The 19,986-nt window shown below is 72.1% G+C and carries 14 protein-coding genes; 10 read left to right on the forward strand and 4 right to left on the reverse strand.

Annotated elements, in window-relative coordinates; translation table 11 throughout:
• The first annotated feature begins 58 nt into the window (after positions 1 to 58).
• Positions 59 to 1,882, forward strand: coding sequence for a chitinase (locus ACY34K_RS21310; RefSeq protein ID WP_462749364.1), 1,824 nt, complete (start codon positions 59 to 61; stop codon positions 1,880 to 1,882).
• Here the strand turns inward: ACY34K_RS21310 and ACY34K_RS21315 are convergent.
• Together ACY34K_RS21315 and gabT are read right to left on the reverse strand one after the other, a co-directional pair.
• Positions 1,833 to 2,621, reverse strand: coding sequence for a phosphatase PAP2 family protein (locus ACY34K_RS21315; RefSeq protein ID WP_462749366.1), 789 nt, complete (start codon positions 2,619 to 2,621; stop codon positions 1,833 to 1,835). The two genes, ACY34K_RS21310 and ACY34K_RS21315, sit on opposite strands and share 50 nt — an antisense overlap.
• A gap of 108 nt (positions 2,622 to 2,729) precedes the next feature.
• Positions 2,730 to 4,073, reverse strand: coding sequence for a 4-aminobutyrate--2-oxoglutarate transaminase (gene gabT, locus ACY34K_RS21320; protein WP_462749369.1), 1,344 nt, complete (start codon positions 4,071 to 4,073; stop codon positions 2,730 to 2,732).
• Positions 4,074 to 5,005: 932 nt separating this feature from the next.
• Between gabT and ACY34K_RS21325 the strand changes: the two genes are divergently transcribed.
• Both ACY34K_RS21325 and ACY34K_RS21330 read left to right on the forward strand, forming a co-directional pair.
• Complete coding sequence (locus ACY34K_RS21325) at positions 5,006 to 6,745, forward strand: type IV secretory system conjugative DNA transfer family protein (protein WP_462749371.1); 1,740 nt, start codon at positions 5,006 to 5,008, stop codon at positions 6,743 to 6,745.
• 86 nt (positions 6,746 to 6,831) lie between these two features.
• Positions 6,832 to 8,391, forward strand: coding sequence for a PucR family transcriptional regulator (locus tag ACY34K_RS21330; RefSeq protein ID WP_462749373.1), 1,560 nt, complete (start codon positions 6,832 to 6,834; stop codon positions 8,389 to 8,391).
• A 7-nt stretch (positions 8,392 to 8,398) separates the two neighbouring features.
• Here ACY34K_RS21330 and ACY34K_RS21335 read toward each other — a convergent pair whose 3' ends face one another.
• A complete protein-coding gene (locus ACY34K_RS21335) occupies positions 8,399 to 9,733 on the reverse strand; it encodes an FAD-dependent oxidoreductase (RefSeq protein ID WP_462749375.1) in 1,335 nt (444 codons plus the stop codon).
• 172 nt (positions 9,734 to 9,905) lie between these two features.
• Between ACY34K_RS21335 and ACY34K_RS21340 the strand changes: the two genes are divergently transcribed.
• The gene (locus tag ACY34K_RS21340) at positions 9,906 to 10,862 is read left to right on the forward strand and encodes an EamA family transporter (RefSeq protein WP_462749377.1); all 957 of its coding nucleotides are present in this window, start codon (positions 9,906 to 9,908) and stop codon (positions 10,860 to 10,862) included.
• A 162-nt stretch (positions 10,863 to 11,024) separates the two neighbouring features.
• A complete protein-coding gene (locus ACY34K_RS21345; protein ID WP_462749378.1) occupies positions 11,025 to 12,467 on the forward strand; it encodes an aldehyde dehydrogenase family protein in 1,443 nt (480 codons plus the stop codon).
• Between the two features lie 98 nt (positions 12,468 to 12,565).
• Here ACY34K_RS21345 and ACY34K_RS21350 read toward each other — a convergent pair whose 3' ends face one another.
• A complete protein-coding gene (locus ACY34K_RS21350) occupies positions 12,566 to 12,820 on the reverse strand; it encodes a hypothetical protein (protein WP_462749380.1) in 255 nt (84 codons plus the stop codon).
• Between the two features lie 285 nt (positions 12,821 to 13,105).
• On the opposite strand from ACY34K_RS21350, the gene ACY34K_RS21355 reads away from it, so the two are divergent.
• From ACY34K_RS21355 to ACY34K_RS21375, 5 genes are all read left to right on the forward strand, one after another.
• Positions 13,106 to 15,043 carry an acyl-CoA dehydrogenase family protein gene (locus tag ACY34K_RS21355; RefSeq protein ID WP_462749381.1) on the forward strand — a complete coding sequence of 646 codons (1,938 nt, stop codon included), beginning with the start codon at positions 13,106 to 13,108 and terminating at the stop codon, positions 15,041 to 15,043.
• Positions 15,044 to 15,097: 54 nt separating this feature from the next.
• On the forward strand, positions 15,098 to 16,327 hold the full coding sequence (aroA, locus tag ACY34K_RS21360; RefSeq protein WP_462749383.1) for a 3-phosphoshikimate 1-carboxyvinyltransferase: 1,230 nt from the start codon (positions 15,098 to 15,100) through the stop codon (positions 16,325 to 16,327).
• 45 nt (positions 16,328 to 16,372) lie between these two features.
• Complete coding sequence (locus ACY34K_RS21365) at positions 16,373 to 17,164, forward strand: hypothetical protein (RefSeq protein WP_462749385.1); 792 nt, start codon at positions 16,373 to 16,375, stop codon at positions 17,162 to 17,164.
• 220 nt (positions 17,165 to 17,384) lie between these two features.
• Positions 17,385 to 18,647, forward strand: coding sequence for a 1-deoxy-D-xylulose-5-phosphate reductoisomerase (gene dxr, locus ACY34K_RS21370; RefSeq protein ID WP_462749387.1), 1,263 nt, complete (start codon positions 17,385 to 17,387; stop codon positions 18,645 to 18,647).
• Complete coding sequence (locus ACY34K_RS21375; RefSeq protein WP_462749389.1) at positions 18,644 to 19,945, forward strand: M50 family metallopeptidase; 1,302 nt, start codon at positions 18,644 to 18,646, stop codon at positions 19,943 to 19,945. The genes dxr and ACY34K_RS21375 overlap by 4 nt, the downstream gene beginning before the upstream one ends.
• Positions 19,946 to 19,986 lie beyond the last annotated feature (41 nt).

Genomic DNA, 19,986 nt, shown 5'->3' on the forward strand with positions numbered 1-19,986 from the left:
TTGGTCTGGACCATGTTGTGCGCGCCGCACCTCGACACCCCCACGTCCGGAGGCAGTTGTGGACCGCACTCCCTTCCGCAGACCCCGCGCCCCCCTCGCCGGCCTGATGGCGGCCGTGCTCGCCGCGGGCGGCCTCGCCGCCTCCGGGCAGACCGCGGCCCACGCCGCCGACACGGAACTGACCCGCAACGGCGGCTTCGAGTCCGGCCTCGACGGATGGAGTTGCACCGGGGGCAGCGGAGCCGTGGTCTCCGCACCCGTGCACGGTGGCACCCACGCCCTCCGGGCCACCCCCGCGGGCCACGACAACGCCCGCTGCTCCCAGTCCGTCACCGTCAGGCCCGACTCCACGTACACGCTGAGCGGCTGGGTCCGCGGCGGTCATGTGTACCTCGGCGCGTCCGGCACCGGCACCACCGACGTGTCCACCTGGACCCCGTCGGCGACCGACTGGCAGAAACTGACCACGACGTTCCGCACCGGCCCGGCCACCACCTCCGTGACCGTGTACACCCACGGCTGGTACGGAACGCCCGCCTTCCACGCCGACGACCTGTCCCTGTCGGGCCCGGGCGGGGACCCGGTCCAGCCGCCCGCCGCCCCGACCGGGCTGACCGCAGGCATCCCCACGTCCTCCAGCGTCCCCCTCAGCTGGACGCCCGTCCCCGGCGCCACCGGCTACCACGTCTACCGGGGCGGCATCCGGACCCTCACGGTGACCGGGACCGCGGCGACCGTCACGGGCCTCGCGCCCGCCACCGCCCACAGCTTCCAGGTCGCCGCCGTGAACGCCGCGGGCGAGTCCCCCAAGTCCGCCGCCGTCACCGCGACGACCGCCCCGGGCGGCACGGACCCGGACCGGGGCCTTCCCGCCCACGCACTCGTCGGGTACCTCCACGCGAGCTTCGCCAACGGCTCCGGCCACACCCGCATGGCCGACGTCCCCGAGTCCTGGGACGTCATCAACCTGGCTTTCGGCGAACCGACCTCCGTCACCTCCGGCGACATCCGCTTCCGCCTCTGTCCGGTCGCCGAATGCCCGAACGCCGAGTCCGCGACCGACTTCAAGGCCGCGATCAAGGCCAAGCAGGCCGCCGGAAAGAAGGTCCTGATCTCCGTCGGCGGCCAGAACGGCCAGGTCCGGCTCGCCACCACGGCCGCCCGCGACGCCTTCGTCTCCTCCGTCTCGAAGATCATCGACGAATACGGGCTCGACGGACTGGACATCGACTTCGAGGGCCACTCACTGTCGCTGAACACCGGCGACACCGACTTCCGCGACCCCACGACGCCGGTCGTCGTCCACCTGATCTCGGCGCTGAAGACCCTCAAGGCCACGTACGGCCCCGGCTTCGTCCTCACCATGGCCCCCGAGACCTTCTTCGTCCAGCTGGGACACCAGTACTACGGGCCGGGCCCGTGGGGCGGCCAGGACCCGCGCGCCGGCGCCTACCTCCCGGTCATCCACGCCCTGCGCGACGACCTGACCCTGCTGCACGTCCAGGACTACAACTCGGGACCGATCATGGGCCTGGACAACCAGTACCACTCGATGGGCACCGCCGACTTCCACATCGCCATGACCGACATGCTGCTCACCGGCTTCCCGGTCGCGGGCGACACCGAGCGGTTCTTCCCCGCACTGCGGCCCGAACAGGTCGCCATCGGCCTGCCCGCCTCCACCCACGCCGGCAACGGCCACACCGCCCCGGCGGACGTCATCAAGGCGCTGAACTGCCTGACGAGGAACGCCGACTGCGGCTCCTACCGGACCCACGGCACCTGGCCGGCCCTGCGCGGCCTGATGACCTGGTCCATCAACTGGGACCGGTTCAGTCAGTGGGAGTTCTCGAAGAACTTCGACGCCTACCGCTGGAGCTGACCGCACGCGGCGCCGCACCCCACAGCGCCAGGAACAGACAGGCACTGCCCACCACGTCCAGCGGCCAGTGGTAGCCGCGCAGCACCAGTCCGGCGCCCGTCGCCACCGTCAGCGCGGCGGCGACGGGCAGCAGGCGACGGTGCAGCAGCAGCGCCGCGCCGCAGTAGGCGACCATGGCCGTCGCCGTGTGGCCCGACGGGTAGTAGCCGGTTTCCGTGGTCAGTGGCCCGACCCGGTCCACCAGCAGTTTCAGAGGTACGACCAGCGCGGGGACCAGAGCCATGGCGACGGCCGCGTACAGCGCGGGGCCGCGGCGGCCACGCCACACCGCATACGCGATCGCGGCCGCCAGCACCGGAAGGGCGACCGTCATATTGCCCAGGTCGGCGAGGAACTCGGTGAGCGGCCGGGGCCCGCGGCCCGCCAGCGCGCGGCCCGCACGCTCGTCCAGCCGGGCCAGCGGCCCGTCGGCGGCGACCTGCCAGGTGACGACCGCGAAGAGGAGGAGGCCCCAGAAGAGAGTCGGCCGCCCCGGAACAGGGGGGGTGGTTCCGGGGCGGCCGTCAGGATCGGTGTGCCGCGCGCCCCGGGGGGTATGGGGCGGGCGGCTGTCCGATCGGTGAGGAGTTCCGGAGCCGGGGGCTCCGTCGGTGTGCGCGAGGGCACGACCAGGACGAGGCTGGGGAGGCTCCGTCCTGGAGCCGCCCGCAGTCCCCTGCGGGCGGGGTGTTTCTCTCATCTGCAGAAACCGTACGGCAGGACCGGGGGGACCGACAGGCGGATCTCCATCCCGCCATCGGCCCCCCACAGCTTCTTCACACCCCGTCACGCAAGGTCACGCCTGGGCTCAGAGCCGGGCGAACGCGCTCTCGATGATGTCGAGGCCCTCGTTCAGCAGGTCCTCGCCGATCACCAGCGGCGGCAGGAAGCGCAGCACGTTGCCGTAGGTGCCACAGGTCAGGACCAGCACGCCCTCCGCGTGGCAGGCCTTCGCCAGCGCGGCGGCGGCCTCCGGGTTCGGCTCCTTCGTCGCCGGGTCCTTCACCAGCTCGATCGCGATCATGGCGCCGCGGCCGCGGATGTCGCCGATGATCGCGCCGTTCGGGGCGTTCTTCTGCATCTCGGCGAGGCGGCCCTTCATGACCTCCTCGATGCGCTTCGCCCTGCCGTTGAGGTCGAGCTCCTTCATGGTCTCGATGGCACCGAGCGCACCGGCGCAGGCCACCGGGTTACCGCCGTAGGTGCCGCCCAGGCCGCCGCCGTGCACGGAGTCCATGATCTCGGCGCGGCCGGTGACCGCGGCCAGCGGCAGGCCGCCCGCGATGCCCTTGGCGGTCGTGATGAGGTCCGGGACGACACCCTCGTCCTCACAGGCGAACCACTGGCCGGTGCGGCAGAAGCCGGACTGGATCTCGTCCGCGACGAAGACGATGCCGTTGTCCTTCGCGAACCGCGAGATCGCCGGGAGGAAGCCCTTGGCCGGCTCGATGAAGCCACCCTCGCCGAGCACCGGCTCGATGATGATCGCGGCGACGTTCTCGGCGCCGATCTGCTTGCTGATCTGGTCGATCGCCTGGGCGGCGGCCTCGGGGCCGCAGTTGTCCGGGCCGGTCGGCCAGCGGTAGCCGTAGGCCACCGGCACGCGGTACACCTCGGGGGCGAACGGACCGAAGCCGTGCTTGTACGGCATGTTCTTGGCGGTCAGCGCCATCGTCAGGTTCGTACGGCCGTGGTAGCCGTGGTCGAAGACGACGACGGCCTGGCGCTTGGTGTACGAACGGGCGATCTTGACCGCGTTCTCGACGGCCTCGGCGCCACTGTTGAACAGCGCGGACTTCTTGGCGTGGTCGCCCGGCGTCAGCTCCGCGAGCGCCTCGCAGACCTCGACGTAACCCTCGTACGGCGTGACCATGAAACAGGTGTGCGTGAAGTCCTGCAGCTGGGCGGCGGCCCGGCGCACGACGGCCTCGGCGGACGCACCCACCGACGTCACGGCGATACCGGAACCGAAGTCGATCAGGCGGTTGCCGTCGACGTCCTCGATGATGCCGCCACCTGCGCGGGCCGTGAAGACCGGCAGTACGGAGCCCACACCGCCCGCGACCGTGGCGGTACGGCGGGCCTGAAGCTCCTGGGACTTCGGGCCGGGAATGGCGGTGACGACGCGGCGCTCCTGCGGGATTTCGGTCATGCGGGGCTCCTGGGGTGGGGTCTTTCGGACGCTGCTTCTCTTTCTTCCGCAGGCTAGGGCCGGGGCAGGGGGGTGGGCATGCGCCGATCGGGAGTGTTGCGGGGGGTGTCCTTGTCCGTGGCGGACATAGGAGCGGTGCGGTGTGGTTCCCTCGCGCGGGGTGCGGCTCCTCCGCGTGGGGTGGGGGCGGGGCCCCTCCGGGCTCGACTCCTCGGGGCCGGCGGCCTTCGGTCTCTACACAAGGGAGCGGTTTCCCGGCCGCCAGCCCCTGCGGGGACTACCCTGCACGGCCCCACCCCAACGCAGTCTGCCGGGTGCAGGCCAGACGTTCTCCTAACGCGACTGTGCGGGCACTAGATTGACGGGTGCACAGACAGTCGGCCCGGCTGGTCAAGGGACAGGAGTTCATGGACACCGACGGTTCGTACGACGCACGCGGCACCCATGCCGGGCCGCCCCCGCCGCCCCCGTCGCGGCCGCCGCGCGTGCCGCCGCAGCCGGTGCACGCCCCCGGTCGAGTCGGCGTGGTCGAGTGGCTGCGCACGCCCCGCCCAGCTGCCGGGCCCGGAGTGTGGCGGTTCGGCCATTGCGAGCGCCCCGAGGAGGATCTGGACCGAGTTCCCGGCCGCCAGCTGCTTACTGGTGCTGTGATCGCGTACCTCTGCGGCTGGCTGCTTTGGTCATTGCTGTGGAACGGCTACCTAGAGGGGTGGTGGATCTTTGTCAAGGATTGGTGGCTGCTGCCGATGCTGCTACTGGTGCCCGAGCCCTGGCGGGCGCCCATCAACCCCAACTTCGACCTATTCGTCACTGCGACCTACGTATGGGACGCCGTTGTCCTTGGCTTGATCGCCTTCTGCTTCGGACGGGTCGGAAGCTGGCGTGAAGTTTGGCAGCGCTTCGGCGTGCCGCTTTGGCCGCTATTCATCCTCATGCAGGGGGTGTGGCAACAGATGCCTCGTAACCAAGCCGTCTGGCTCACCTGGGGCTCCAACATTTACTACGTACTGCTCGCCGCCGCTGTCCTCGCTGTCGTGGGCAGGGTCGGGACTTGGCCTGTCGTAACACGGCGCTTGAGGGGCGATGATTCGGCCCAGGCGTTGCCGCTCCCGGAGGCTGACCCGGCCAACTGGCCTGAGCTGAGTGAGGCCGGGCTCGCGGAGGCTGCCGCGACGCTCGCCGAGGCCACGAAGACGGGGCAGCTCGGCGACGTCGACTACGCCCGCATCCGGCGTGCCTGGCAGGGCGTGCGCACCCATCCGAACCGGCTCGCCGCCTTCACCGAGGCGGTGCGCAGCCAGGGGGCCGCCGCCTGCGCCCACCCCTCGGGCGTGCGCGACCTGCCCGTCCGCACCGCCGTGCACGACCTCGCCACCGCCCAGGTACGGATCGGCACCGTGGCCGATCACACGCGCAACCCGTACGGGCGCCGTACCACCGGGATGGCGCTCGGGCCGGACGTGCTGGGCACGTCGCTGGTGGCGGTGGGGCCGGCCGGGTCCGGGAAGACGGTCCGCCTCGTCCGGCCCGTCGTGGAGTCGCTCTGCCTCCAGGCCCTCGCCAACCGGGCCGCGGTGATCGCGGTGACCTCGCAGGGGGCCGCCCTCGCGCCCGACGACTCCTTCGACGTGGTCGTGGCCGTCGGCCGCGCGGACTCCAGCCACGACCTCGACCTGTACGGCGGCGCGGACGACCCCGACGAAGCGGCCGCGGTCCTCGCCGAGGCCCTCGTCGGCGACCTCGTCCCCGACAGCCGGCGGGCCGCCACCGCGCTGGCCCAGCTCATCGGCCCCTACCGCGCGGCACACGGCCACTTCCCGGCCGTGCCCGAACTGCGGGAGCTGCTCGGCGGCTCGCCCAAGGCGCTCGCCGGGCTGCGCGCGGCCGTCGCCGATGACGCCGCCCTGCTGCGCGAGCTCGACGCCCGGGAGCGGCAGGCCGAGCGGGGCGACGACGTCGGTGTGCTGCTCGCCGAACGGATCGCGTTCCTGGACCGGCCGGCCTTCGCCCGGTTCTTCCGCCCCGGGAGCGGCGGGCACGCCTTCTCGCTGCGGGCCATCGAGCACCCGCTGCGGGTCCGGGTCGACCTGCCCGAGCGCGGGCACGCCGAGGCGTCGCGGATCGTGGCGCGGCTACTGCTCGCCCAGTTCACCGAGGCCGCGATCGGGCGCGCGGACCGGTCGCTCTTCGCCTGCCTGGTCCTGGACGACGCGACGTACACCGTGACCGCCGACTCCGTGCGCGCGATCCAGCGGCTCCGGTCCGCTCACGCGGGTGTCGTACTGGCGCTGCGCACCCTGGAGGACGTCCCCGAGGCGCTGCGGGGACCGCTGCTCGGCGCGGTCGGCTGCCGGATGGCGTTCGCGGGGCTCGCGCCCTGGGACGGCGGGCGGTTCGCCGAGACCTGGGGCACCGAGTGGGTGCAGACGCGGGACGTCACCAACCGGCAGATCGTCTCCGACGAGCCGCTCACCAAGGCCCTGCACTTCATGCGCCGCCTGGTGACGGGGAAGGCGGCCACGGCGGAGGCGGTGACCGTGCGGGAGGTGGAGCGCCAGCGCTGGTCCGCGTCGGACCTGGCGCACGCGGTGCCGGCGGGCCATGCCGTACTGTCCCTGACGGGCGTACGGGGGGAACACACCCCTCCGCTTCTGGTCGATCTGCGGACGTGAGGCGGCGCTGTCGTACGTCCTGGCAGAATTGAGGGGCGCCGTTCGTACGGGACGGCGAAATCCCCTGCCGAAGGTCCGCCGGTCCCATGCCGCCCACACTCGCCTCGCTCGTACAGCACTCGGCGCTCAAACTCACCGTCCGCGCCGGGGAGGACCGCCTCGACACCCCCGTTCGCTGGGCCCATGTGAGTGAGCTCGCCGACCCCGTCCCCTACATGGAGGGCGGCGAGCTGCTGCTGTTCACCGGGATGACGCTGGACGTCGCCGACCCCGAGGCGATGCGCCGCTATGTGCGGCGGCTGGCCGGTGCGGGCGTCGTCGGACTCGGCTTCGCGGTGGGCGTCAACTACGAGGAGACCCCGCAGGCGCTGGTGGACGCGGCGGGGGAGGAGGGGCTGCCGCTGCTGGAGGTGCCGCGGCGCACTCCGTTCCTCGCCATCTCCAAGGCGGTCTCGGCGGCGATCGCGGCGGACCAGTACCGCGCGGTGACGGCCGGTTTCGAGGTTCAGCGGGAGCTGACGCGGGCGGCGCTCGCCGAGGGCCCGGACGCGGTGGTGACGAGGCTCGCCGCGCACGTCGACGGCTGGGCGGCGCTGTACGACGCGTCCGGTGCGGTGCTGACTGCGGCACCCGAGTGGGCGGCCCGACGGGCGGCCCGGCTCACCAGGGACGTGGAACGGCTGCGTGAGCGGGCCGCCCCCGCGAGCGCGGTGGTCGGCGGCACCGAGGACCGGGTGGAGCTCCAGTCGTTGGGCACCGGACGCCGGGTCCGCGGCGCGCTGGCGGTCGGCACGGGCGCGCCGCTGGGAACGGCGGAACGTTACGCCGTGCACTCCGCCATCGCCCTGCTCACCCTGACCACCGAGCGCTCGCGCTCCCTCCAGGCGGCCGAGCAGCGGCTCGGCGCCGCCGTGCTGCGCATGATGCTCTCGGGCCAGCCCGACCATGCCCGCGCGGCCGCCGGCGATCTCTACGGCGGGCTGCTCGACGCCCCGTTCCGGCTGCTGATCGCCGAGTCGGCCGGTGAACGGGATCCGGCGGCCGAACCGCCCCTCCCTGCGCTCGCCGATTCCCTGGAGGCGGCCGCCGCCCGGGCGGGAGAGGCCGTGCTGACCGTTCCGGAGGGCGAGGACCGGCTGGTCGTGCTCGCCGGCGACGGGGGAGCGGTGGTCTCGGCGTGCGAGGAGTACGCCGAGAGGGAGGCCGAGGAGGCGGGGGTCGTCGTGGGCCTGTCCGCCCCGACCGGTCCGATCGCCGCCGCGGCCGCCTACAAACAGGCCGAACAGGCCCTGTCGGTCGCCCGCCGGCGCGGCCGGGCGCTCGTCGAGCACGAGGAGCTGGCGGCCGGCTCGGTCCTGCCGCTGCTGGCAGACGACGCGGTCCGGGCCTTCGCGGACGGACTGCTGCGCGCGCTGTACGAGCACGACGCCACCGGCCGCGGCGACCTCGTCGCCTCCCTGCGCGCCTGGCTCTCCCGGCACGGCCAGTGGGACGCCGCCGCGGCGGACCTCGGGGTCCACCGCCACACCCTGCGCTACCGCATGCGCCGCGTGGAGGAGATACTGGGCCGCTCCCTGGACGACCCGGACGTCCGGATGGAGCTGTGGCTGGCCCTCAAGGCCACGGGCGAGTCGCCCGCCTCCTGAAATCCGGCTACCTCGTGAGCGCGGCGCCGAGGACCTTCAGCGCCACGGCCGGATGGAACAGCACGGCCGGCGGGGCGATCATGTTCACCACCCGGACGAACCGCGCCCACACGGCCGCGTCCTTCACCGCGACGCGGAACAGATGGGTGTTGTACCAGTGCGCGATCCTCGCGCCGACCGGCTGCCGGTCCGGATTCCACATCAGGTCCGCGTTGACGGACACCGTCCACGGCGTGAGCAGCAGCCGCCCCAGCCGCCGCTGGTACGCCCCGGCGAGCCCGCCGAGGTCCCGCCCGGACGCCCGCCGGCGCGCCAGCATCCGGTGCAGCAGCTCCGCCTCCATCGCGGCGACCGTCATGCCCTGGCCGTAGACCGGGTTCAGGGCGCAGACCGCGTCGCCCAGCGCGACCAGCCCCTCCGGCCAGTTCTTCACCGTGTGGTACTGCCGCCACTGGTTGTTGACGTTGGTGTAGCGGTACGTGGGCTCCTGGACGGTGCGCCGTTCGATGTGGTGCGCCAGGTGCGGGTTCCTCAGGCTCGCGGCGAAGCCCAGGAAACCCGCGTCGTCGGTCGGGGGCTGGTCCTCGAACCCGACCAGGGAGCACGTCCACCGGTCGCGCTCCACCGCCAGGAGGACCCCGGCGCGCGGGACGTGCGGGGCGGACAGCATCTGGTAGGCGATGTGGAAGTCCGGACCGCTGCCGGCGGGCCGGTCGAAGTTCATCGTCGTGTAGGTGACCTTCGCCTTCACGATCCGCTTCGGCGGCACCACCACCCCTGTCGTCGCCAGCCACTGCTCCAGTGCGCTGGACCGGCCGGCGGCGTCGACCACCAGATCGGCGGTCACGTCGAAGGGCTCCTCGCCCCCGCGGCACCGCACCCCGGTCACCCGGCCCGACGCCTCCCGGAGCAGCCCCTCGCACCGCGTGGAGGCCAGCAGCGTGACCTCGGGGAGGGCGAGGACCCTGCGCCGCAGCCGCCGCTCCAGCTCGTCCCGGGTGAACGTCTGGATCAGCACACCCGTCCGGTCCCGCGGGGCGAGGCCCGTGGGCAGCAGGAAGTCGATGCCCTGGCCGTAGTCGAAGACCGGCGCGCCCGCCCCGCTGAGCTCGTCCCGCAGTCCGGGGAAGAGCCGCTCCAGCACCTCGCCGCCCTTCGCCAGCATGGCGTGCGCGTGATGCCCCTGGGGCGAGCCGGGATGGGTGCCGGTGTCCTCGTCGACCGCGTCCCGTTCCACGACCACGACCTCGCGGAAGAAGTCGGCGAGCACGCGCGCGGTCACCAGACCCGCGTAGCTGCCACCCATCACGACGGCCTTGCCCCATGCGCGCGGATCGGTCATGTCTCCTCCTGAACCTGACACGGGTGCAATGGATCGCTGCGGTGCGAGGTGCTCAACGAGGCGCTGATCGGTTCGACACGGTAGAGGGCTTCAGCGTTCGACAGTGCAGATCCTGCCCGAAGTCGGGCAAAATTCTTGGTTTTCCGGCCGGAACCTCCCTACTCTCCGGTGCATGACAAGTCCTGCCGTCGAACCGGCGTCCTCGTCCACGCCCCCTGCCGCCCGGCCCGGAGGCGCCCCCCGCCGGATCGGCGGCGCGGTGTGGGCCGCCCTCGCGATCGTGTACGTCGTGTGGGGCTCCACGTACCTCGGCATCCGCGTCGTCGTCGAGACCATGCCACCGTTCCTCTCCGCGGGAGCCCGCTTCGTCGTCGCCGGGCTGATCCTCGCCGCGCTGCTCGCCTGGCGGCAGGGACCGGCCGCCCTGAAGGTGACCCCCGCCCGGCTCGGGTCCGCCGCACTCGTCGGGCTGCTCCTCCTGCTCGGCGGCAACGGGCTCGTCGTACTCGCCGAAACCTCCGTACCGTCCGGCCTCGCCGCCCTGCTCGTCGCGATCGTGCCCGCCTGGGTCGTCGTACTGCGCACCGCGTCCGGCGAGCGCCCCGGGCCGGGCGCCTGGGGCGGCGTGCTCCTCGGCCTCGCCGGCCTCGCCGTCCTCACCCTCCCCGGGCTCAGCGGCGACGTCCGCATCGGCGGCGTGCTCACCGTGGTCGTGGCCACGGTCCTGTGGTCCGTCGGGTCCTTCTCGGCCTCCCGCACACCGATGCCCGCCAACCCCTTCGCCGCCAGTGCCTACGAGATGATCGCCGGCGGCATCGGCTGCCTGCTCCTCGGACTGGTCCGCGGCGAACAGCGCGGACTGGACCTCGGCGCCTTCTCCGCCCGCTCCTGGACCGCGCTCGCCTATCTGATCCTCTTCGGCTCCCTCGTGGCGTTCACCGCGTACGCCTGGCTCCTGCAGACCGCGCCGCTCTCCCTCGTCGCCACCTACGCCTACGTCAACCCGGTCGTCGCCGTCGTCCTCGGCGCCCTCCTCCTGGACGAGGCCCTGACCTGGCCGATCCTCCTCGGCGGCGCCGTCGTCGTGGCCGGCGTCTGCGTGATCGTCAGCACCGAGCGGCGAAACTGAACCGCGGACCGGAACCGCGGCGGCCGACCACCCCTGCCGGAACGGCGGATCGCGCCGCCGCACCACTCCATCCCGGACAAACGACCGTTCGCCCTCCCGGCCCTACGGTGTGAAACGAGAGAACCCAACCTCCGCACAGCTTCGAAAGGGCCGGGATTCGCGATGACTGCCACTGCCTTCTGGCTCGCCGGCCGCCAGGCCACCGGCGAGACCATCTTCGACGTCACCAACCCCTGGGACGGCCGCCTCGTCGGTCAGGTCAGCGTCCCCGGTGAGGACCAGGTCGAAGAGGCCGTCGCCGCCGCCCACGCCGTCGTCGACGAGTTCGCCGCGACGCCCGCGCACGTCCGCGCCGCCGCCCTCGACCACGTGTCGAAGCGGCTCGTCGAGCGCACCGAGGAGATCGCCCAGCTGATCTCCGCCGAGAACGGCAAGCCCATCAAGTGGGCGCGCGGCGAGGTCGGCCGTGCCGTCTCCGTGTTCCGCTTCGCCGCCGAGGAGGCCCGCCGCTTCAACGGCGGCGAGGCCCAGCGCCTCGACACCGACGCCGGTGGCCAGGGCCGTCTCGCCCTCACCCGCCGTTTCCCCAAGGGCGCCGTCCTCGGCATCGCGCCGTTCAACTTCCCGCTGAACCTGTGCGCCCACAAGGTCGCCCCGGCCATCGCCGTCGGCGCGCCCATCATCCTCAAGCCGGCCCCGGCCACCCCGCTGTCCGGTCTGATCCTCGGTGAGCTGCTCGCCGAGACCGACCTGCCGGCCGGCTCCTGGTCGATCCTCCCGGTCGCCAACGAGCGCATGCCCGCCCTGGTACAGGACGAGCGCCTGCCGGTCATCTCCTTCACCGGCTCCGAGAAGGTCGGTTACGCGATCATGGACTCGGTGCCGCGCAAGCACTGCACCCTGGAGCTCGGCGGAAACGGCGCGGCCGTCGTCCTCGCCGACTTCGCCTCCGAGGAGGACCTGGACTGGGCGGCGAACCGCATCGCCACCTTCTCCAACTACCAGGGCGGCCAGTCCTGCATCTCCGTCCAGCGTGTGATCGCCGACGCCGCCGTGTACGACCGGCTGCTGCCGAAGATCGTCGCGGCCGTCGAGGCCCAGGTCACCGGCGACCCGTCCGACGCCGCCACCGACGTCGGCCCGCTGGTCAGCGAGGACGCCGCCAAGCGCGTCGAGTCCTGGGTCGACGAGGCCGTCGAGGCCGGTGCCCAGCTGCTCACCGGCGGCAAGCGCGACGGCGCCACGTACGCCCCCACCGTCCTCACCGACCTGCCGGCCGGCACCACCCTGGCCTGCGAGGAGGTCTTCGGCCCGGTCCTCACCGTGCAGAAGACCGACGGCGAGGCCGAGGCGTTCGCCGCGGTCAACGACTCCAAGTACGGCCTCCAGGCGGGTGTCTTCACCCACGACCTGCAGACCGCCTTCCGCGCCCACCGCGCCCTCGAAGTCGGTGGCGTGATCATCGGCGACGTTCCGTCCTACCGCGCCGACCAGATGCCGTACGGCGGCGCCAAGCTCTCCGGCGTGGGCCGCGAGGGCGTGCGCTACGCGATGGACGACTACACGTACGAGCGGGTGCTGGTCCTCACGGGCCTCGCCCTCTGACGCGAAGTCACCCGTACGCAGCAAGCCGGCGGCCGGAGCCCACTGTGCGGGGGCTCCGGCCGTCTTCATGTCCCTGGCCCCACCCTGGACGGCCCGGGTCACCAGGCCCGCGTGTACACCCGGGTCCGGTCGCCGTCCAGCTTTTCGAGGTACACCTCGATCCACTGCAGGTGCTTGCGCCGCCGGTCCTTGACGCGCTGCGGACAGACCCCGGTCCACCGCAGACCGGCGACGGTCTCCGGCTCGGCCGTACCGAGACGGGCGAAGGCCGGGGACGAGGGCGTCGCGCTCGCAGCCGGCCGGACCACCATCGGCCGGTCCGGTCTGCCGTCGGCCCCGGGGGGCGCGGTCACCGTGCCGGAGACGTTCTGCGGTGCGTTCCCAGGCGTGTTCCCACGGGAAGACGTCTGGATGGGGGAGCGGGGAGCTGCGGGCGAGTGAGGGACGATTCGGCCGGATGCCCGCCCATCCGTGCAGGTCAGAGTGAATTTGCAGGTCAAATGTGCCGTGAACGACGCACCGTGCGGCGGCTCCGGCCGTCTTTTCGCAACACCGGGAATCGGGTAATACGGTCGAGTAGCACCGACCGGTAGACCACCGGCCGGCCGCCCCCGACCCTGCGGCGAGGTGAGCCCCTCATGTCCGGCCCACACCACAAGCCCAAAGTCTCCGAACGCGAAGCCCGCCAGGTCGCCGAGGCGGCGCGGGAACAGGACTGGCGCAAGCCCAGCTTCGCCAAGGAACTGTTCCTCGGCCGCTTCCGCCTGGACCTGATCCATCCGCATCCGATGCCGGCCACCGAGGACGCCCAGCGCGGCGAGGAGTTCCTGGCCAAGCTGCGGGACTTCTGCGAGACGAAGATCGACGGCGCCCTCATCGAGCGCGAGGCAAGGATCCCGGACGCCGTCATCGACGGGATAAAGGAACTGGGCGCGCTCGGCATGAAGATCGACACCAAGTACGGCGGCCTCGGCCTCACCCAGGTGTACTACAACAAGGCGCTCGCGCTGGTCGGCTCGGTGAGCCCGGCCCTCGGCGCCCTGCTCTCCGCCCATCAGTCGATCGGCGTACCGCAGCCGCTGAAGATCTTCGGCACTCCCGAGCAGAAGGAGACCTTCCTCCCCCGGCTCGCCCGCACCGACATCTCCGCCTTCCTGCTCACCGAGCCCGACGTCGGCTCCGACCCGGCCCGGCTGGCCACCACCGCCGTCCCCGACGGCGACGACTATGTCCTCGACGGCGTGAAGCTGTGGACCACCAACGGCGTGGTCGCCGACCTCCTCGTCGTCATGGCGCGCGTACCGAAGTCCGAGGGCCACAAGGGCGGCATCACCGCCTTCGTCGTGGAGGCGGGATCGCCCGGCATCACCGTCGAGAACCGCAACGCCTTCATGGGCCTGCGCGGGCTGGAGAACGGCGTCACCCGCTTCCACCAGGTCCGGGTGCCGGCCGCGAACCGCATCGGCCCCGAGGGCGCCGGCCTCAAGATCGCCCTGACCACCCTCAACACCGGCCGGCTCTCGCTGCCCGCGATGTGTGCCGGCGCCGGCAAGTGGTGCCTCAAGATCGCCCGCGAATGGTCGTCCGTGCGCGAGCAGTGGGGCAAGCCGGTCGCCCGCCACGAAGCCGTCGGCGCGAAGATCTCGTTCATCGCCGCCACCACCTTCGCCCTCGAAGCGGTCCTGGACCTCTCCAGCCAGATGGCCGACGAGGACCGCAACGACATCCGCATCGAAGCGGCACTCGCCAAGCTGTACGGCTCCGAGATGGCCTGGCTCATGGCGGACGAGCTGGTCCAGATCCGCGGTGGCCGAGGATTCGAGACCGCCGAGTCCCTCGCCGCCCGCGGCGAACGGGCCGTCCCCGCCGAGCAGCTCCTGCGCGACCTGCGCATCAACCGGATCTTCGAGGGCTCGACCGAGATCATGCACCTGCTGATCGCCCGCGAGGCGGTCGACGCCCACCTCGCGGTCGCCGGCGACATCATCGACCCCGACAAGTCCCTCGGAGACAAGGCGAAGGCGGGCGTCCAGGCGGGCGCCTTCTACGCCCGCTGGCTGCCCAAGCTCGTCGCCGGACCCGGCCAGCTCCCGCGTTCGTACGCCGAGTTCCACCCGGCCGGCCACGCCGACCTCTCCACCCACCTGCGGTACGTCGAACGGACCTCCCGCAAGCTCGCCCGCTCGACGTTCTACGCCATGTCGCGCTGGCAGGGCCGGATGGAGACCAAGCAGGGCTTCCTCGGCCGCATCGTCGACATCGGCGCCGAACTCTTCGCGATGAGCGCCGCCTGCGTACGCGCGGAACTCCTGCGCACCACCGAGGCCCACGGCCGCGAGGCGTACCAGCTCGCGGACGCGTTCTGCCGGCAGTCCCGCATCCGTGTCGAGGAACTGTTCGGCCGGCTCTGGCACAACACCGACGACCTCGACGCCAAGGTCGTCAAGAACGTGCTCGCCGGCTCGTACACCTGGCTGGAGGAGGGCGTCCTCGACCCGAGCGGCGACGGGCCCTGGATCGCCGACGCCACGCCCGGCCCGTCGACCCGGGAGAACGTCCACCGTCCCATTCGCTGACCAGTACCTGAGACGTCCGGCGCCCGTCCCGCCCCGAACGGCAGGATGGGCGCCGTGACCGTCATCGACATCCCCGGCTCCAAGTCCGTCACCGCCCGCGCCCTCTTCCTCGCCGCGGCCGCCGACGGGACCACCACCCTCCTCCGGCCGCTCGCCTCGGACGACACCGAGGGCTTCGCCGAGGGGCTGCGCACCCTCGGGTACGAGGTCGAGCGCGGGGACGGCGCGTGGCGTGTCGAGGGCCGCCCCGCCGGGCCCGCCGCCGAGAGCGCCGACGTGTACTGCCGGGACGGCGCCACCACCGCGCGCTTCCTGCCCGCTCTCGCCGCCGCGGGACACGGCGACTTCCGGTTCGACGCCTCCGCGCAGATGCGCCGCCGGCCCATCGGCCCGCTCACGAGCGCGCTGCGCGAACTCGGTGTCGACCTGCGCCACGAGGAGGCCGAGGGCCACCACCCGCTGCGGATCGCGGCCGCCGGCATCAAGGGCGGCCGGCTCACCCTGGACGCCGGGCAGTCCTCCCAGTACCTGACCGCCCTGCTGATGCTCGGCCCGCTCACCGCCGAGGGCCTGACGATCACCGTCACCGACCTGGTCTCGGAGCCCTACGTCGAGATCACCCTCGCCATGATGCGGTCCTTCGGCGTCGACGTCGCCCGTGAGGGACGCACCTACACCGTGCCCCCCGGCGGTTACCGCGCCACCACCTACGCCGTCGAGCCCGACGCCTCCACCTCCAGCTACTTCTTCGCCGCCGCCGCGCTCACCGGCCGCGAGGTCACCGTCCCCGGCCTCGGCACCGGCGCCCTCCAGGGCGACCTCGCCTTCGTCGACGTCCTGCGCCGGATGGGCGCCGACGTCGACATCGCCGACGGCGCCACCACTGTCCGCGGCACCGGACGCCTCGGCGGCCTCACCGTCAACATGCGCGACATCTCCGACACCATGCCCACGCTCGCCGCCATCGCGCCGTTCGCCGACGGCCCGGTGCGCATCGAGGACGTCGCCAACACCCGCGTCAAGGAGTGCGACCGGCTGGAGGCCTGCGCCGAGAACCTGCGCCGCCTGGGCATCACCGTCGCCACCGGACCCGACTGGATCGAGATCCACCCCGGTACCCCGCGCCCCGCCGAGATCGCCACGCACGGCGACCACCGGATCGTGATGTCCTTCGCGGTGACGGGCCTGCGCACGCCGGGCATCGGCTTCGACGACCCCGGCTGCGTCGCGAAGACCTTCCCCGAGTTCCACGAGGTTTTCGCGAAGTTCCGCGACCAGGCCTGACCGAGCGCCCATAATCGCGCTCGACGCCACCGGAGGGGGAGAACGATGTACGGAAGACGCTGGCGCACGGCCCTGGTCTGCTGCGCGCTCACCGCGGCGCTGCTGACGGCGGCGTGCAGCGCCGAGCGGCCGGCCGGCGGCCCGGGCGACGGCAAACCCTCCCCGGCCGCGAGCACCGCCACCGGTGCCGGTGGCGGCACGGCCGGCAGCACGGCCGGGAGCACCGGCGGAAAGCCGCCCCTCACCAAGGCACAGCTGACCGCCGCCTCCTTCACCGACGGCGAGAAGGCCGGGCCGTACACCGCGGGTGAGTTCCTCGTCGGCGACGGCCCGCTCAGCGACGCCTACACCGCGGACCCCACCGTCTGCCAGCCCCTGGTCAGCCTCGCCGCCGGCACCACACCGCACGACCCGGCCGCCGAGGTCAACCGCAAGCTCTCCGTCGACGGCGAGCTCAAGGCCGTCGACGTCACCGTCCAGCTCCGCTCGTACACCCCGGCCGGCGCCACCGCCGTCATGACCGCGCTGGCCCGGGCGGGCAAGGAGTGCGCCGGCGGCTTCACCGAGGAACGCGCCATCGCCAGAGCGCGCTACGCCGGGGTGGAGGAGGTGAAGGCGCCCGCCGTCGGCGACGAGGCCAGGGCGTTCCGCTTCACCGTCGAGGACGTCAAGGACGCCCGCCTCAAGCTGTACGAGTACCTCACCGTCGTATGCTCCGGCTCCACCACCCTCTCCTTCCGCGCCGAGAAACTCGACACCCGGGACTTCGGCGGAGTCCCGCCCGAGATCGTCACGGCCCAGTGGCAGAAGTTCACGGCCGCCGCGAAGAACGCCTAGGGCACGCCTAGGGCGTGTTTCGACAGTGGCCTCGTCCGCCCGGAGGGCGCGGCCAGACGTTCCCGGCCGGACGGGACTTCCGGAACACGCCCCAGGGCGCTGCTCTCGGAGTCGTACCGGGCTCATCCCGAAGAGGCGCCCCGGCGTCCTTCCGGCTCCGACCGGCCGGAAGGGGAGACCCCGGTCCGGGCCCACCGCCGAAGCGGCAAGAATGGGGGGCATGAGCGACAGCCCAGCCCCCCTCGCAGACCCGCACATCGCCTTCGATCCGGCCGAAGGCCGCCGGGACATCGTCGTCCTCGGCTCCACCGGGTCCATCGGCACGCAGGCCATCGACCTGGTCCTGCGCAACCCCGACCGGTTCCGCGTCACCGCGCTGTCCGCCGCGGGCGGCCGTACCGGGCTCCTCGCGGAGCAGGCGCACAAGCTGCGGGTGCGTACGGTGGCCGTGGCCCGTGAGGACACGGTGCCCGCGCTGCGGGAGGCGCTGAAGGCGCGGTACGGCTCCGAACCGCTGCCCGAGATCCTCGCCGGCCCCGACGCCGCCACCCAGCTCGCGGCCTCCGAGTGCCACACCGTGCTCAACGGCATCACCGGCTCGATCGGCCTGGCCCCCACCCTCGCCGCGCTCGAAGCGGGCCGCACCCTCGCCCTCGCCAACAAGGAGTCGCTGATCGTCGGCGGCCCGCTGGTGAAGGCCCTCGCCAAGCCGGGCCAGATCATCCCGGTCGACTCCGAGCACGCCGCGCTGTTCCAGGCCCTGGCCGCCGGCAGCCGTGCCGATGTCCGCAAGCTCGTCGTCACCGCCTCCGGCGGCCCCTTCCGCGGCCGCACCAGGGCCGAGCTGGCCGGGGTCACCCGCGAGGACGCCCTGGCCCATCCCACGTGGGCCATGGGCCCGGTCATCACGGTGAACAGCGCCACTCTCGTCAACAAGGGCCTCGAAGTGATCGAGGCGCACCTCCTCTACGACATTCCCTTCGATCGGATTGAGGTGGTGGTGCACCCGCAGTCGTATGTCCATTCGATGGTTGAGTTCACCGACGGGTCCACCCTCGCCCAGGCCACGCCGCCCGACATGCGCGGCCCCATCGCCATCGGCATCGGCTGGCCGGAGCGAGTCCCGGACGCCGCCCCCGCCTTCGACTGGTCCAAGGCGTCCACCTGGGAGTTCTTCCCGCTCGACAACGAAGCGTTCCCCTCGGTGGGGCTCGCCCGCCACGTCGGGGAGCTCGGGGGCACCGCCCCCGCGGTCTTCAACGCCGCGAACGAGGAGTGCGTGGAGGCGTTCCTCGCCGGACGGCTCCCCTTCAACGGCATCATGGATACGGTCACGGCAGTCGTCGCCGAACACGGGGTGCCGGACCGGGGAACCTCGCTGACGGTGTCGGACGTCCTGGAGGCGGAGACCTGGGCACGCGCCCGGGCCCGTGAGACGGCAGCCACATTCAGCGAAGGACAGCCCGCGGAGGCTCGCGCATGACGATTCTTCTGACGATCCTCGGCATCGCGCTCTTCGCCGTCGGACTGCTCTTCTCCATCGCCTGGCACGAGCTCGGCCACCTCTCCACCGCCAAGCTCTTCGGCATCCGCGTCCCGCAGTACATGGTGGGCTTCGGCCCCACTCTCTGGTCGCGGCACAAGGGCGAGACGGAGTACGGCATCAAGGCCATCCCGGCCGGTGGCTACATCCGCATGATCGGCATGTTCCCGCCCGGTGACGACGGCCGGATCGAGGCCCGCTCGACCTCCCCCTTCCGGGGCATGATCGAGGACGCCCGCTCGGCGGCGTACGAGGAGCTCCAGCCGGGCGACGAGAACCGGCTCTTCTACACGCGCAAGCCGTGGAAGCGCGTCATCGTGATGTTCGCCGGCCCGTTCATGAACCTCGTCCTGGCCGTGGTGATCTTCCTCAGCGTCTGTATGACCTTCGGCTTCCAGACCCAGACGACCGAGGTCGCCGGCGTCCAGAAGTGCGTCATCGCGCAGAGCGAGAAGCGCGACACATGCGCCAAGGGCGACCCGGTCTCGCCCGGCCAGGCCGCCGGACTGAAGGCCGGCGACAAGATCGTCGCCTTCAACGGGGAGCGCGTCGACGACTGGGCCACGCTCTCCGAGCGCATCCGCGACACCATCGGACCGGCCACCGTCACCGTCGAACGCGACGGCAAGGAGCAGGTCCTGCACGCCAAGCTCGCCAAGAACCTGGTGATCGCGAAGGACGAGGACGGCGAGCCCATCGAGGGCAAGTACGTCGAGGCGGGCTACCTCGGCTTCGCCGCCAAGTCCGTGATCGAGCCGCTCACCTTCGGCCAGTCCGTGGACCGCATGGGCGACATGATCGAGAACGGCGTGGAGTCCGTGATCGCCCTGCCGTCCAAGATCCCCGACCTGTGGGACGCCGCCTTCGGCGACGGCGAGCGCAAGGCCGACTCCCCGGTCGGCGTGGTCGGCGCGGCCCGCATCAGCGGCGAGGTGATGAACCTCGACATCCCGACGCAGAACATCGTCGCGTCGTTCCTGATGGTCCTCGCCACCTTCAACCTCTCGCTGTTCCTCTTCAACATGCTGCCGCTGCTGCCCCTCGACGGCGGCCACATCGCGGGCGCCCTGTGGGAGTCCGTGCGGCGGAACGTGGCGAAGGTCTTCAAGCGGCCCGACCCGGGACCGTTCGATGTCGCGAAGCTGATGCCGGTCGCCTATGTCGTGGCGGGAATCTTCATCTGCTTCACCCTGCTCGTCCTGGTCGCCGACATCGTCAATCCCGTGAAGATTTCCTGACCGGACGGTTGTACGAAGGCGGACGGCGGCGGGGGGGGAAC

Source organism: Streptomyces sp. STAM6 (assembly GCF_054963715.1).

What these genes read in the sequence shown, in the direction of transcription:
- ACY34K_RS21315 (WP_462749366.1), bottom strand. Translation starts at nt 2,621, where the DNA reads ATGAGAGAAACACCCCGCCCGCAGGGGACTGCGGGCGGCTCCAGGACG.
- gabT (WP_462749369.1), bottom strand. Translation starts at nt 4,073, where the DNA reads ATGACCGAAATCCCGCAGGAGCGCCGCGTCGTCACCGCCATTCCCGGC.
- ACY34K_RS21325 (WP_462749371.1), top strand. Translation starts at nt 5,006, where the DNA reads ATGCAGGGGGTGTGGCAACAGATGCCTCGTAACCAAGCCGTCTGGCTC.
- ACY34K_RS21330 (WP_462749373.1), top strand. Translation starts at nt 6,832, where the DNA reads ATGCCGCCCACACTCGCCTCGCTCGTACAGCACTCGGCGCTCAAACTC.
- ACY34K_RS21335 (WP_462749375.1), bottom strand. Translation starts at nt 9,733, where the DNA reads ATGACCGATCCGCGCGCATGGGGCAAGGCCGTCGTGATGGGTGGCAGC.
- ACY34K_RS21340 (WP_462749377.1), top strand. Translation starts at nt 9,906, where the DNA reads ATGACAAGTCCTGCCGTCGAACCGGCGTCCTCGTCCACGCCCCCTGCC.
- ACY34K_RS21345 (WP_462749378.1), top strand. Translation starts at nt 11,025, where the DNA reads ATGACTGCCACTGCCTTCTGGCTCGCCGGCCGCCAGGCCACCGGCGAG.
- ACY34K_RS21355 (WP_462749381.1), top strand. Translation starts at nt 13,106, where the DNA reads ATGTCCGGCCCACACCACAAGCCCAAAGTCTCCGAACGCGAAGCCCGC.
- ACY34K_RS21365 (WP_462749385.1), top strand. Translation starts at nt 16,373, where the DNA reads ATGTACGGAAGACGCTGGCGCACGGCCCTGGTCTGCTGCGCGCTCACC.
- dxr (WP_462749387.1), top strand. Translation starts at nt 17,385, where the DNA reads ATGAGCGACAGCCCAGCCCCCCTCGCAGACCCGCACATCGCCTTCGAT.
- ACY34K_RS21375 (WP_462749389.1), top strand. Translation starts at nt 18,644, where the DNA reads ATGACGATTCTTCTGACGATCCTCGGCATCGCGCTCTTCGCCGTCGGA.